This window comes from Actinoplanes sp. NPDC049668 (genome assembly GCF_044465445.1).
Classification (GTDB): domain Bacteria; phylum Actinomycetota; class Actinomycetes; order Mycobacteriales; family Micromonosporaceae; genus Actinoplanes.
The window spans coordinates 44,212-57,457 of record NZ_JBITLR010000001.1 but is presented as its reverse complement, the minus strand read 5'-3'; the positions used below and the strand labels follow the sequence as shown (position 1 = coordinate 57,457).

11 protein-coding genes and 1 pseudogene are annotated in these 13,246 nt (G+C 72.7%); 7 read left to right on the top strand and 5 right to left on the bottom strand.

Annotated features, from left to right (window positions below):
- Positions 1-3: 3 nt before the first annotated feature.
- Positions 4-1,035: a LacI family DNA-binding transcriptional regulator gene (locus tag ACIBSW_RS00270; protein WP_354723817.1), complete on the bottom strand. Its 1,032-nt coding sequence runs from the start codon at positions 1,033-1,035 to the stop codon at positions 4-6.
- Between the two features lie 72 nt (positions 1,036-1,107).
- On the opposite strand from ACIBSW_RS00270, the gene ACIBSW_RS00265 reads away from it, so the two are divergent.
- Positions 1,108-2,706, top strand: a complete 1,599-nt coding sequence (locus ACIBSW_RS00265) for an AMP-binding protein (RefSeq protein ID WP_354723819.1) — start codon at positions 1,108-1,110, stop codon at positions 2,704-2,706.
- On the opposite strand, the gene ACIBSW_RS00260 is transcribed toward ACIBSW_RS00265, so the two are convergent.
- Positions 2,703-3,620: a BadF/BadG/BcrA/BcrD ATPase family protein gene (locus tag ACIBSW_RS00260; RefSeq protein ID WP_354723821.1), complete on the bottom strand. Its 918-nt coding sequence runs from the start codon at positions 3,618-3,620 to the stop codon at positions 2,703-2,705. The genes ACIBSW_RS00265 and ACIBSW_RS00260 overlap by 4 nt on opposite strands.
- A gap of 96 nt (positions 3,621-3,716) precedes the next feature.
- Between ACIBSW_RS00260 and ACIBSW_RS00255 the strand changes: the two genes are divergently transcribed.
- The 6 genes from ACIBSW_RS00255 to ACIBSW_RS00230 are packed head-to-tail and all read left to right on the top strand — an operon-like array spanning position 3,717 to position 9,831.
- Positions 3,717-4,637 (top strand): MurR/RpiR family transcriptional regulator, encoded by a 921-nt coding sequence (locus tag ACIBSW_RS00255; RefSeq protein ID WP_354723823.1) that lies wholly within the window; start codon positions 3,717-3,719, stop codon positions 4,635-4,637.
- On the top strand, positions 4,634-5,380 hold the full coding sequence (locus tag ACIBSW_RS00250) for an SIS domain-containing protein (RefSeq protein ID WP_354723825.1): 747 nt from the start codon (positions 4,634-4,636) through the stop codon (positions 5,378-5,380). Before ACIBSW_RS00255 ends, ACIBSW_RS00250 begins: the two co-directional genes overlap by 4 nt.
- Positions 5,381-5,396: 16 nt before the next feature.
- Entirely contained in the window at positions 5,397-6,818 is a 1,422-nt protein-coding gene (gene ngcE / locus ACIBSW_RS00245; protein WP_354723827.1) for an N-acetylglucosamine/diacetylchitobiose ABC transporter substrate-binding protein, read from the top strand.
- The gene (locus ACIBSW_RS00240; RefSeq protein WP_354723829.1) at positions 6,818-7,726 is read left to right on the top strand and encodes a sugar ABC transporter permease; all 909 of its coding nucleotides are present in this window, start codon (positions 6,818-6,820) and stop codon (positions 7,724-7,726) included. The genes ngcE and ACIBSW_RS00240 overlap by 1 nt, the downstream gene beginning before the upstream one ends.
- Positions 7,723-8,607 carry a carbohydrate ABC transporter permease gene (locus ACIBSW_RS00235; RefSeq protein WP_354723831.1) on the top strand — a complete coding sequence of 295 codons (885 nt, stop codon included), beginning with the start codon at positions 7,723-7,725 and terminating at the stop codon, positions 8,605-8,607. Before ACIBSW_RS00240 ends, ACIBSW_RS00235 begins: the two co-directional genes overlap by 4 nt.
- A gap of 36 nt (positions 8,608-8,643) precedes the next feature.
- Positions 8,644-9,831 carry a glycosyl hydrolase gene (locus ACIBSW_RS00230; protein ID WP_354723833.1) on the top strand — a complete coding sequence of 396 codons (1,188 nt, stop codon included), beginning with the start codon at positions 8,644-8,646 and terminating at the stop codon, positions 9,829-9,831.
- A 42-nt stretch (positions 9,832-9,873) separates the two neighbouring features.
- On the opposite strand, the gene ACIBSW_RS00225 is transcribed toward ACIBSW_RS00230, so the two are convergent.
- The 3 genes and pseudogenes from ACIBSW_RS00225 to ACIBSW_RS00215 all read right to left on the bottom strand — a co-directional run.
- Positions 9,874-11,562: an AMP-binding protein gene (locus ACIBSW_RS00225; RefSeq protein ID WP_354723835.1), complete on the bottom strand. Its 1,689-nt coding sequence runs from the start codon at positions 11,560-11,562 to the stop codon at positions 9,874-9,876.
- A gap of 80 nt (positions 11,563-11,642) precedes the next feature.
- Positions 11,643-12,395: an ABC transporter permease gene (locus ACIBSW_RS00220; RefSeq protein WP_354723836.1), complete on the bottom strand. Its 753-nt coding sequence runs from the start codon at positions 12,393-12,395 to the stop codon at positions 11,643-11,645.
- Between the two features lie 2 nt (positions 12,396-12,397).
- Positions 12,398-13,135 (bottom strand): annotated as a pseudogene (locus ACIBSW_RS00215) (ABC transporter ATP-binding protein); the annotation flags it as partial.
- Positions 13,136-13,246 lie beyond the last annotated feature (111 nt).

The following is a 13,246-nucleotide window of genomic DNA, read 5'->3' as shown; positions in this document are numbered from 1 at the left end:
AAGTCACGGCGGGGGAGCCGTGCTGCCGCGGGCGATCAGGCGGGCCGGCTCGTGCAGCCGGCTGCCCACCTGCTCGCCGCCGATGACGGAGAGCAGCAGCCGGGCCGCGTGCGCGCCGTACGCGGAGATGTCGCGGGTCAGCGCGGTCAGCGGCGGGTGCACCAGCCCGCAGACCGGCGAGTCGTCCCAGGCCACGATGGACAGATCCGCCGGAACCGAGCAGCCCATGTCCCGCGCGACGGCCAGCCCCGCGATCGCCATGATGTCGTTGTCGTAGACGATCGCGGTCGGCCGCGGGCTGCCGCCGAGCAGCTCCCGGGTGGCCCGGGCGCCGGCCTCGCCCGTGTAGTCGGTCCAGACCGTGTTCGACGAGGTGACCGGCAGCCGCGGGCACGCGTCGGCGAACGCGCTCGTCCGCGCGGCGGTGTGCGCGAGGTCCGCGATGCCGGCGACCCGGGCGACCCGCCGGTGTCCCAGATCGGCCAGGTGCTCGAGGGCCTCCGCCACCGAGACGGCGTCGTCGGACCACACGCTCGCGCACCCGCCGCCGGCCGCCGGCGGCCCGACGATCACCGCCGGCATGCCGATCTCCTCGACCGCCGGGACCCGCGGGTCGTCGGCGCGCACGTCGCAGAGCAGCACCCCGTCGACCCGGCCCTCGACCCACCACCGCCGGTAGATGTCGATCTCCGACGCCGCGTCGTCGTCCGGGACCATCCGCAGCATCAGCGCGTAGGAGCGGGTGGACAGCTCCGCCTCGACGCCGCTCACCAGCTCCATGAAGAACGGCTCGACCCCCAGGGTGCTGGCCGGCCGCTGCAGCGCCAGCCCGATCACCTTCGCCGGCGCGCCGGCCAGCGCCCGGGCCGCCGCGCTGGCCCGGAAGCCCAGCCGGTCGGCGATGGCCAGGATCCGCGCCCTTGTCGCGTCGGACACCCCGGGGCGGTCGTTGAGCGCGTAGGACACCGCGCCCTTGGAGACGCCGGCCTCGCGGGCGATATCGGCGATCGTCGTTCGCTTCACCCTCGGGAGCATGTCACGGGTGAACGGGGTGCGGTTCCCCTGAACGGGGTAGCGCCGCCCGCCTGCCCGGCCCATGATGCAGAAATGTCCTCCTATGCCTGCGGAACCTCCGATGTGCCGCTGCTCGGCGAGACGATCGGCGCCAACCTCGAACGCACCGTCGCGGCCTTCGGCGACCGCGAGGCGCTGGTCGACGTGCCGTCCGGTCGCCGGTGGACCTACACGGAATTCGACGGCGCGGTGAACGAGGTCGCCCGTGGCCTGCTGGCTCGGGGCATCGCCAAGGGCGACCGGGTCGGCATCTGGGCGCCGAACTGCGCGGAGTGGGTCATCACGCAGTACGCGACGGCCAAGGTCGGCGCGATCCTGGTCAACATCAATCCGGCGTACCGGACGCACGAACTGGCCTACGTCGTCGGGCAGGCGGGGCTGAGCCTGCTGGTCAGCGCGGCCGAGTTCAAGGGCAGCGACTACCGCGGCATGATCGCCGAGATCGGCTTCACCGCGACGGTCTTCATCGGCACGCCGGACTGGGACGCCCTGATCGCCGCGGGCGCGGGGCTCTCGCTCGCCGAGCGGGCCGCGACGCTGGCGTTCGACGACCCGATCAACATCCAGTACACGTCGGGCACGACCGGCTTCCCGAAGGGCGCCACGCTCTCGCACCACAACATCGCCAACAACGGCTTCTTCGTCGGCGAGCTGGTCGGTTACACCGAGGCCGACCGGATCTGCATCCCGGTGCCGCTCTACCACTGCTTCGGCATGGTGATGGGCAACCTGGCCGCCACCTCGCACGGCGCGTGCATGGTGCTGCCGGCGCAAGGCTTCGACCCCGCGGCGACGCTGCGGGCCGTCGCGGCCGAGCGCTGCACCTCCCTGTACGGCGTGCCGACGATGTTCATCGCCGAGCTGGGCCTGCCGGACTTCGCCGACCACGACCTGTCCTCGCTGCGTACCGGGATCATGGCGGGCTCGCCGTGCCCGGTCGAGGTGATGAAGCGGGTGGTCGCCGAGATGAACATGGGCGAGGTCGCCATCTGTTACGGCATGACGGAGACGTCGCCGGTGTCCACGATGACCCGCCGCGACGACGGCCTGGACCGGCGTACCGGGACGGTCGGCCGGGTGCTGCCGCACCTGGAGTCGAAGGTGATCAGCCCGGAGACCGGCCTGCCGGTGCCGCGCGGCGAGGCCGGCGAGCTGTGCACCCGCGGCTACTCGGTGATGCTCGGCTACTGGGACCAGCCCGAGGCGACCGCGGAGGCTATCGACGCGGCCCGCTGGATGCACACCGGCGACCTGGCCACGATGGACGCCGACGGCTACGTCAACATCGTCGGCCGGATCAAGGACCTGGTCATCCGCGGCGGCGAGAACGTGTATCCCCGCGAGGTCGAGGAGTTCCTCTACTCGCATCCGGACATCTCCGACGTCCAGGTGATCGGGGTGCCCGACACCAGGTACGGAGAGGAGCTGATGGCCTGGGTGGTGCTGCGTCCGGGCGCGAAGCCGCTGACGGCGGAGGCGGTGCGCGCGTTCTGCGCGGGCCGGCTCTCACACTTCAAGGTGCCCCGCTACGTGCACGTGGTGGAGGGCTTCCCGATGACGGTGACGGGCAAGGTCCGCAAGGTGGAGATGCGCGAGATGGCCGTCGAGCTGCTCGGCCTGCGCGACTCCTAGATCATCTGGGCGTGCAGGCGCCGGGCCCGCCCGGGGTCGGTGGTCGTCCGCAGGGCCAGCCAGGCGGCTCCCGTCGCCGGGTCCCGGGCGGTCGTGACCGGGGTTGACACGGCCGCGAGGACCGCGGCGCGCACCGGGGTGTCCCGGGTCAGTAGGCCGCCGGCCAGGACGACCGGGCCGTCCGGCGGGCCGAGCTCGGCGAGGGTGGCGACGAGGTGGGCGCCGGCCTCGGCGGTCAGCCGCCCGGCGAGGGGGTCGCCGGCCGCGGCCGCCGCGCAGACCAGCGGTGCCAACGCGGCGAACTCGGTCGGTGGCCGGCCGCCGGCCCAGTGCACCAGGGCGTCGCGGGAGTCCACTTCGGCGTGTGCGGCGATCCGGGCGGCGAGGCCGGCCGGCGCGGCCGGGCCGGACCAGGCGCGGGCCGCCGCGCGGACCGCCCGCAGGCCGAGCCACAGGCCCGAGCCCTGATCGCCGAGGAGCCAGCCGAGGCCGTCGGCCGTGCGGCACACCCGCCGGTCGCCGATGCGGGCCGCGACCGCTCCGGTGCCGGCGATGAGCACCGCGCCGGAGGGCGCCGCGGTGCCCGCCGCGAACGCGGTCACCGCGTCACCGACGACGGTGACCGGGCAGTTCAGGCCCACCGCCGCCCACTCGTCCGCGAACGCCGCCGCGATCCGCCGGTCGGCCGTGATCGCGGCGCCGGCGACCCCGACGACGCCCGCCGCGACGCTCGCCGGGTCGTGGCCGCACAGCGCCTCGCGTACCGCCGTCCCGATGGCGTGCGCGGCCGCCGGGCCCGCGGTCGTCGGGTTGCCCGGCCCGGCCCGGCCGCGCCCGACGACGGTGCCGTCGGCGGCCGCCACCACCGCCCGGGACGCCGTGCCGCCGGCGTCGACTCCCAGCACCAGGACCATGCGTCAGATCGAAACATAGAAACTTCTTATTGACCAGACGATGAAGTGGTCGTAATTTTCATCGTCATAACCAATCGATGAAAAGGAAGACCACTGGTGACGGGTGAGAGCGGCGGGCTGCTGGTGCGGTTGCGCATCGAGGGACCGACCATGCCGGAGGCGCTGGCGAAGATCGCCGAGACCATCCTCGGCGATCCGGAGACGGCCGCGCACGCGAGCATCGTCGACCTGGCCGAGCGATCGGGCACGTCGACCGCGACGGTCACCCGGTTCAGCCGGGCGCTCGGCTTCAAGGGGTACGCGAACCTGCGCGTCGCCGTCGCGACCGAGACCGGCCGGGCCGAGCAGGCGCGCTGGGAGACCGACATCAGCGGGGACATCGCGCCGGAGGATCCGCTCGGCAGCGTGCTCGACGTGATCACCGCGGCCGACACCCGGGCCATCCAGGCGACCGCCGCCGGCCTGGACACGGCCGCGATCGAGCGGGTCGCGACCGCGATCGCCGCCGCCGGCCGGGTGGAGATCTTCGGGCTGGGCAGCAGCGGCACGGCGGGCAGCGAGATGGCGTTCCGCCTCGAGCGGATCCGGATACCGGTCCGGTACCGCGCCGACACGCACACCGCCCTGACCAACGCCGCGCTGCTGGGGCCGGGCGACGTGGCGATCGGCCTGTCGCACTCCGGCCGGACCCGCGAGGCGATCGAGACGCTCGCCGAGGCCGCCGACCACGGCGCGCTGACCGTCGCGGTCACCTCCTTCGCGCGCTCGCCGCTCGCCGAGGTGGCCGACGTCGTCTTCACCACCTCGGTGCACGAGACCACGTTCCGGCTCGCCGCCCTCTCCGCGCTGCACTCGCAGCTGCTGATCCTCGACCTCATCTACGTCGCCGTCGCGCAGCGCACCTACGAGCGGACCGCGGAGGCGCTCGAGCTCACCGTGCGGGCCGTCGACGCGCACCGCGTACCGGAGAACGGCACCGCCAACCGCAAGCGAGCACGGAGGGAGAAGCCGCTGTGACCATCACGAGCGCCGCCTACGCCGAGGTCATCGGGGAGGCCATCGCGCGGATCGGCGTGCAGGGCGACCTGGTGGCGCGCGCCGCCGACCTGCTGACCGGGACGCTGCGGGCGGGCGGGGTGATACAGGCGTTCGGCTGCGGGCACTCCGAGGCGCTCGCCATGGAGATCGCCGGCCGGGCCGGCGGCCTGGTGCCGACCAACAAGATCGCGCTGCGCGACCTCGTCCTGTACGGCGGCGAGCCGGCCAGCGTGCTCAGCGACCCACAGCTCGAGCGCACGCCCAGCGTCGCGCACCGGCTGTACGACCTCGCGCCGATCAAGCCCGACGACGCCTTCGTCATCGCCTCCAACTCCGGCGTCAACGGCGCGGTGGTGGAGATGGCGCACCTGGTGAAGCAGCGCGGGCACGCCCTGATCGCGATCACCTCCAGCGCGCATTCGGCCCGGGCCGGCTCGCGGCACGACAGCGGGCTCAAGCTCGGCGACCTCGCCGACGTCGTCCTCGACAACGGCGCGCCCTACGGCGACGCGTCTCTCGCCTACGGCGACGGTGCCGTCGGTGCCGTCTCCTCGATCACCGCGGCGCTGCTCGCGCAGCAGATCGTCGTCGAGGTGGTGGCGCGGCTGCTGGCGCTCGGCGTCACCCCGCCGGTCTACCTGTCCGACAACGTGCCGGGCGGGCGGGAACACAACCGCGAAATCGAAGCGCGGTACGCCGGGCGCATCCGGCGTACCGCTTAGGGAAAAGGCCCAGCTGATGAACCGTTCACCCCTTCCAGGACCGTACCCCACTAGACGAACCCTGCTGCGCACGGCGCTGACCGCGGGCGTCGCGGCGCCGCTGCTGAGCGCCTGCGTGACCGGCGGCGGCGACGACGCCGACCCGGCCGCCGGCAACACCGGCGCCAAGAGCGCCGACAACCCCCTCGGGGTCAAGACGGGCACGCCGCTCGAGGTCGTGATCTTCAAGGGCGGGTACGGCGACGAGTACGCCAAGAACGCCGAGGCCGTCTACGCGCAGAAGTACGGCGCGAAGGTCGACCACCAGGGCATCCAGAAGATCGGGGAGGCGCTGCAGCCCCGGTTCGTCGCGAACACCCCGCCGGACGTCGTGGACAACACCGGCGCGAGCCGCCTCGACATCGCCACCCTCGTCTCGGCCAAGCAGGTCAGCGACCTGAGCCAGCTGCTGGACGCGCCCGCGCTCGACCAGCCGGGCAAGACCGTGCGCGACACGCTGCTGCCCGGGGTGGTCGACGACGGCACGTTCGACAAGGTGCCGCTGACGCTCAATCTCACGTACACGGTCTGGGGTCTCTGGTATTCCAAGGCGCTCTTCGCGGCGAAGGGCTGGACCTTCCCGAAGACCTGGGACGAGATGCTCGCGCTCTGCGCCACCATCAAGGCCGACGGCATCGCGCCCTGGACCTACCAGGGCAAGTACCCGGAGTACATCAACGACCCGCTGCTGTCGATGGCCGCCAAGACCGGCGGGCCGGCGCTGATCCAGGCCGTCGACAACCTCGAGCCGAACGCCTGGAAGGCGCCCGGCCTGCTCGGCGCGGCCGAGGCGTTCGCGGAGCTGGCCGGCAAGGGCTACCTGATGTCCGGCTCCGAGGCGCTGTCGCACACCGAGGCGCAGGCGGCCTGGTCGCAGGGCAAGGCGGCGATCATCCCGTGCGGCTCGTGGCTGGAGAGCGAGCAGCAGGGCGTCACCCGGCCGAACTTCGACATGGTGATGGCGCCGGTGCCGTCGCGGACCGCGGCCGACGCGCTGGAGCAGACCGCCGTGCAGGCGGCCAGCAGCGAGTCGTTCCTGGTGCCGGCCAAGGCGAAGAACCCCGCCGGTGGCATGGAGTACCTGCGGATCCTGTTCTCGAAGCAGTCGGCGAAGGCGTTCGCCGAGTCCGCCGGCACGCTGCCCGCGGTGGCCGGCGCGACCGAGGGGCTGACGCTGTCCAGCGGCCTCGGCTCGGTGCGCGACGCGGTGGCGGCGGCCGGCCGGCAGACCTTCACCTACCGGTTCCGCACCTGGTACGCGCCGCTGGCCAAGGCCGTCGACGACGCCACCGGGGAGCTGGTCAACCGGCGTGTCACCGCGGCGCAGTGGTCGGACCGGATCCAGAAGGCGGCCGACGCGCTGGCCGGGGACTCCTCGGTGCAGAAGTACACCCGCTGATGAGACACGGTCGGTGGCGGTTCCTGGCCGGCGCGCTGATACCCGCGCTGGCGCTGCACGTCGTGCTCGTGCTGTCGCCGTACGCGCAGGCCTTCTATCTGTCGCTGACCGACTGGACCGGCGTGGCCGGCGAGGCGCACTTCGTCGGGGCGGGCAACTACGCCCGCCTCGGCGGCGACTCGCTCTTCCTCGACGCGGTCCGCAACAACGCCGTCATGCTGGTCGTGGTCCCGCTGGTGACGATCGGGATCGGGCTCTTCCTGGCCAGCATGATGCACCTCGGCGGTCGCGGCGGCAGGCGGGGGATCGCGGGCTCGGGCGCGTACCAGATCGTGTATTTCTTTCCGCAGTTGTTGTCGCTGGTCGTCATCGCGGTGCTGTGGGGCTTCGTCTACAACCCGAACAACGGCCTGCTGAACGGCGCCCTGCGCGCGGCCGGGCTGGGCGGGCTGGCCCGCAGCTGGCTGGCCTCGCCGTCGCTGGCGCTGCCCGCGGTGATGGCGGTGCTGATCTGGTCGTCGGTCGGCTTCTACGTGGTGCTGTTCAGCGCCGCGATCGACGGCATACCGCGGGAGCTGTTCGAGGCGGCGCTGATCGACGGCGCCGGCGGCTGGCAGACGTTCCGGAAGGTCACGCTGCCGCTGGTACGCCAGAGCGTGCAGGTCGCGTTCGTCTATCTCGGCATCGCGGCGCTGGACGCCTTCGCCGTGGTCCAGGTGATGACCGTCGGTCCCGGCGGCCCCGACGGCGCGACCGAGGTGATCGGGCTCTCCCTGTACCGCAACGCCTTCCAGTACGGGAAGTTCGGCTACGCCTCGGCGATGGGCGTCGCGCTGTTCTTCGCCACGCTGACCCTGGCCGTGCTCGCGCTGCGGCCGGGCCGCGAGGAGCGGGCGGTGCCGGCATGACCGCGCTGCGCGAACGGCCCGCCGTCGCCGACCCGCCCGCGCCGGCCCGCGTCCGGCGGCGTGCCACCCCGGTCGTCGGCGTGCACCTGGCGATGCTGGCCTGGGCCGTGGTCACCACGCTGCCGCTGATCTGGGCGGTGATCAGCTCCTTCAAGACCGACGACGAGATCCTCAACGATCCCTGGTCGCTGCCGGAGTCGCCGCAGCTCTCCAACTGGGCGCGGGCTTGGACCGAGGCGAACATCGGCCGGTACTTCCTCAACAGCGTCCTGGTGGTCGGCGGCGCCCTGCTGCTCACCATGCTGCTCGGCTCGCTCGTCGCGTACGCCCTGGCCCGGTACTCCTTCCGCGGCAACCGGCTCATCTACTACACGTTCGTCGCGGCCATGTTCTTCCCGGTCTTCCTCGCCCTGGTTCCGCTCTTCTTCGTCGTGCGGCAGCTCGGGCTGCTCGGCACCTACCAGGGGCTGATCCTGGTGTACGCGGCGTACGCCGTGCCGTTCACGGTCTTCTTCCTGCACGCGTTCTTCCGCACGCTGCCGGGCGAGGTGGCGGAGGCGGCGTTCATCGACGGCTGCTCGCACGGCGCGGTCTTCTTCCGCGTGATGCTGCCGATGGCCCGCCCCGGGCTGGTCGCCGTCGGCATCTTCAATTTCCTCGGGCTCTGGAACCAGTACCTGCTTCCGCTGGTTCTCAATCCCGACCCGGACCGGTACGTCCTGGCGCAGGGTCTGGCCGCCCTGTCGGTCAGCCAGGGGTACCGCAGTGACTGGAGCGGTCTGTTCGCCGGCCTGACCATCGCCATGCTGCCGGTGCTCATCGCCTATGTCGCGTTCCAACGGCACATCCGCGGCGGTATGACCGCCGGCGCGGTCAAGTAGGTCCCTTCCATCCCCCATCTTCGGAGGACCCTGCTCATGTCAATCGACAAACGTAAATCCCTATGCTTCGCGGGAGCGGTCGCCCTCCTCGGCTCGCTGGCGATCTTCAGCGGCGCGCCGAGCGCCTCCGCCGCCGACTGCGGCTACCTGTTCGACGACTTCGCCTACAACTCCTCCAGCGACGGCCTGCTGTCCTCGCACGGCTGGACGGCGCGCAGCTATCCGGGCGGACCGGGCGTGCCCGGCGCGACCTGGTCGCCGAACAGCATCACGTTCCCCACCTCCGGCGGCCAGAAGGTCATGCAGCTGACCGCCTCCACCGACGGCACCGGCGCCGGCACCAACCACGCGGAGCTGTACAGCACCCAGAAGCGCTACTTCGAGGGCACCTACGCCAGCCGGGTCCGCTTCACCGACACCCCGTCCGGCGGCAACGACGGCGACCACATCAACCAGACGTTCTTCACGATCAGCCCGCTGAACGGCGACCTCGACCCGACCTACAGCGAGCTGGACATCTCCGAGTACCTGCCCAACGGTGGGTGGGGCGAGACGGGCCCGATCAACTACCAGACCACCTGGTACACCTACCGCGCCGATCCCTGGTACGCCGACAACGTGCACTCCGAGCAGCGCAGCAGCCTCGCCGGCTGGCACGACCTGGTGGCGACGGTGTCCGGCGGCCACGTCCGGTACTACATCGACGGCGTGCTGGTCGGCGACCACTCGGGCAAGTTCTATCCACGGCAGACGATGACGATCAACTGGAACCTCTGGTTCATCGACACGGCGGCGCACACCGGCGGGCTGAGCACGTACGTGCAGCAGGTGGACTGGGTGCTGTTCGCGAAGAACCAGGCGCTCACCCCGGCGCAGGTGACGTCGAAGGCGGCGGCGTACCGCACCGCGGGCAGCACGTTCGCGGACACGGTCGACGCGACGGGCGGCTGCACCACCCCGACGACCCCGCCGACGACGCCGCCCACCACCCCGCCGACGACCTCGCCGACCACGCCGCCGGCCGGCAACTGCGCGACCGCGCCCGAGTGGTCGTTCTCCACGGTCTACACGGGCGGGCAGACGGTCAAGCACGAGCGCAGCCGGTACGGCGACCCGAGCGGGCCGCCCTCGGGCGACGGCAAGCACCTGTGGCGGGCGCGGTACTGGACGCAGGGCTCCGAGCCCGGCTGGACGCAGCAGTGGCAGGACCTCGGCCGCTGCTGACCGCATGGCCCTGAGCCGGCGCCCGCCTCGCGCGGCGCCGGCTCAGGCGCGGTCGTGGAACTCGCCGGGCGGCGTGACGTCCGGCGACGCGTGCTTGGCGCGCTCGGCCTCGCGCAGCTGTACCCGGCGGATCTTGCCCGAGATGGTCTTCGGCAGGTCCGCGAACTCGAGGCGCCGCACCCGCTGGTGCGGCGACAGGTGCGCGCGGCAGTGCGCGAAGATCAACCGGGCGGTCTCCTCGTCGGCGGCCCAGCCCGCGGCGAGCACGACGTACGCCTTCGGCACGTGCAGCCGCAGCGCGTCCGGCGAGGGCACGACCGCCGCCTCGACCACCGCCTCGTGCTCGATCAGCACGCTCTCCAGCTCGAACGGCGAGATCCGGTAGTCGGAGGCCTTGAACACGTCGTCGGTGCGGCCCACGTAGGTGATGTAGCCGTCCGCGTCGCGGGAGCCGATGTCGCCGGTGTGGTAGTAACCGCCGGCCGTCGCCGCCGCGGTCAGCGCGGCGTCGCCGTGGTACCCGGTCATCAGGCCGAGCGGGCGGGGATCGAGCTCCAGGCAGATCTCGCCCTCGTCGGCGGGTGCGCCGGAGGACGGGTCGATCAGCGTTACCCGGTAGCCGGGCACCGGGCGGCCCATCGAGCCCGGCCGCACCGCCTGGCCCGGGGTGTTGGCGACCTGGACCGTGGTCTCCGTCTGGCCGAAGCCGTCGCGGATCGTGACGCCCCAGGCCTTGCGCACCTGCTCGATCACCTCGGGGTTCAGCGGCTCGCCCGCGCCGACGACCAGCCGCGGCGGGTCGGTGCACGCGGTCAGATCGGACTGGATCAGCATCCGCCACACGGTCGGCGGCGCGCAGAAGCTGGTCACCCCGCAGCGCTGCATCGCGGCGAGCAGCCGGGGGCCGTCGAACCGCGAGTAGTTGTGAATGAACACGCAGGCCTGCGCGTTCCACGGCGCGAAGACGTTGCTCCACGCGTGCTTTGCCCAGCCCGGCGACGAGATGTTCAGGTGCACGTCGCCGGGCCGCAGCCCGATCCAGTACATCGTGGACAGGTGCCCGGCCGGGTACGACGCGTGGGTGTGCTCGACCAGCTTCGGCCGCGCGGTGGTGCCGGACGTGAAGTAGAGCAGCAGCGTGTCGCCGGCGTCGGTGACCCCGTCGGGCGTGAAGTCCGCCGGGCCGGCGTACGCGTCGGAGAGGGAGTGCCAGCCGTCGGGCGCGGTGCCGACCGCGATGCGGGTGACGTCGCCGTCGATCCCGGCGAAGCGCTCCGCCGCCGAGGACAGGGCGATGACGTGCCGGGCGCCGCCGCGCGCCACCCGGTCCCGGGCATCCGACGGGCCGAGCAGCGGGGTAGCCGGGATGATGATCGCGCCCAGCTTCATCACCGCGAGGATCGAGTCCCAGAGCTCGACCTGGTTGCCGAGCATCAGCACCACCCGGTCGCCGCGGCGCACCCCGCGCTCGCGCAGCCAGCCGGCGACCTGATCGGACCGGCGGGCCAGCTCCGCGAACGAGTAGCGCCGCTCCGTGTCGTCCTCCTCGACGATCCAGAGCGCCGGGCTGTCGTTGCCCTCGGCGATGACGTCGAACCAGTCGAGGGCCCAGTTGAACGCGCCGAGCCGGGGCCAGGCGAACCCCGCGTACGCGCCGGCGTAGTCCTCCCGGTGCGCGAGCAGGAAGTCCCGGGCCTCGCGGAACGCCGCCGTACCCGCACTCGCCGCCATGTCTGCCTCCCCGGGTCGTCCGAATCAGCCTGCCCCCGCACCGGGCGGTCCGCCACCCCGGCGGGGCGGCGGACCTCCGATCAGGCGTCGCGGCGGCGCAGGCACCAGGCGCCGGCGCACAGCACGATCGCGATGTAGAGCGAGAAGACGGCCGCACCGGCCCAGGGCGAGAGCAGTGCCGAGTCCGGGCGGACGGTCGCGACGGCCAGGCCCGCGGGCGACGGCAGCCAGCCGTAGACGTCGTCGGCCACGCCGGCCGGCAGGAAGCCGGTCAGCATCTGCGGCCCGAGCAGGACGCCGAACACCGCCGCGACGCCGCCGGCCGTGTGCCGCACGATGGCGCCCAGGCCGAGGCCGAGCAGCGCGACAAGCGCCAGGTAGCCGGCGCCGCCGACGACCGCGCGCGCCACGCCCGGCGCCGCGAGGGAGGTGTCGAGGTGCTCCGCGGCCAGCACGGACTGACCGGCGAGGAAGGCGGCGAGGACGGCGGGCAGGCTCACCGCGAACGTCACGCCCGCGAGCACCACGGCCTTTCCCCAGAGCACCGGGGTACGCCGCGGGACGGCCGCCAGGGTGGTGCGGATCAGGCCGCTCGCGTACTCGTTCGTGACGGCCAGGACGCCGAGCACGCCCGCCGCGAGATGCGCCGCCTGCACGCCGGCCAGGCTGACCGCGACGGCGTCGAAGGCGGCCCCCGCGGCCGGCGGGTGGCTCGCCCGCGCCGTCGAGTAGAGGATGCCGAAGCCGACGATCAGACCCACGGCGCTGAGCAGCGACCAGGCGGTGGAGGCGACGGAGCGCAGCTTCGTCAGCTCGGCCAGTACGACGTTCATCGGTCGTCACCCCTCGTGGCGGCCGTGCGGAACTCGGCCGCGCCGGCGGTGAGCTCGAGGAAGGCCTCCTCGAGGGAGCCGTGCCCGGAGTCCGCGACGAGCCGGTCCAGGCTCGTGTCCGCGATCAGCCGGCCCCGGCCGATGACCACGACGTGCTGGGCGGTCAGCGCCATCTCGGTCATGAGGTGCGACGAGACGAAGACCGTCCGGCCCTGCGCGGCGAGGTCCCGCAGCAGGCCGCGCACCCAGCGGATGCCCTCGGTGTCCAGGCCGTTGAGCGGCTCGTCCAGGATCAGCGTGTGCGGGTCGCCGAGCAGCGCGGTGGCGATGCCCAGCCGTTGCGCCATGCCGAGCGAGTACCGCCCGGCCCGCCGGTTCGCGACCCGGTCCAGGCCGACCGCGTCGATGACCTCACGCACCCGTGAGCGTGCGATGCCGTTGGTCTGCGCGAGCGCCAGCAGGTGGTGGTACGCGCTGCGGCCCGGGTGCACGGCCCGGGCGTCCAGCAGCGCGCCGACCTCGCGCAGCGGCGTGCGGTGCGCCGCGTAGGGCCGGCCGTTGACGCGCACCGAGCCGCGGGTCGGCGCGTCCAGCCCCAGGATCATCCGCATCGTCGTGGACTTGCCGGCGCCGTTCGGCCCGAGGAAGCCGGTGACGACGCCCGGCCGTACGGTGAATGTCAGGTCCTGGACCGCGTAGTCGTCGCCGTACCGCTTGGTCAGGCCCATTGCCTCGATCATGGTGTCCCCTTCTCGTTGTCGTCTCCAGGCTCGCGGCCGCGACGCGTCCGGTCAGTGGGGCGTGCGCGCCGCCGTCGGTGTGGATTTCCACACCCCAGACCGGGGGAATGC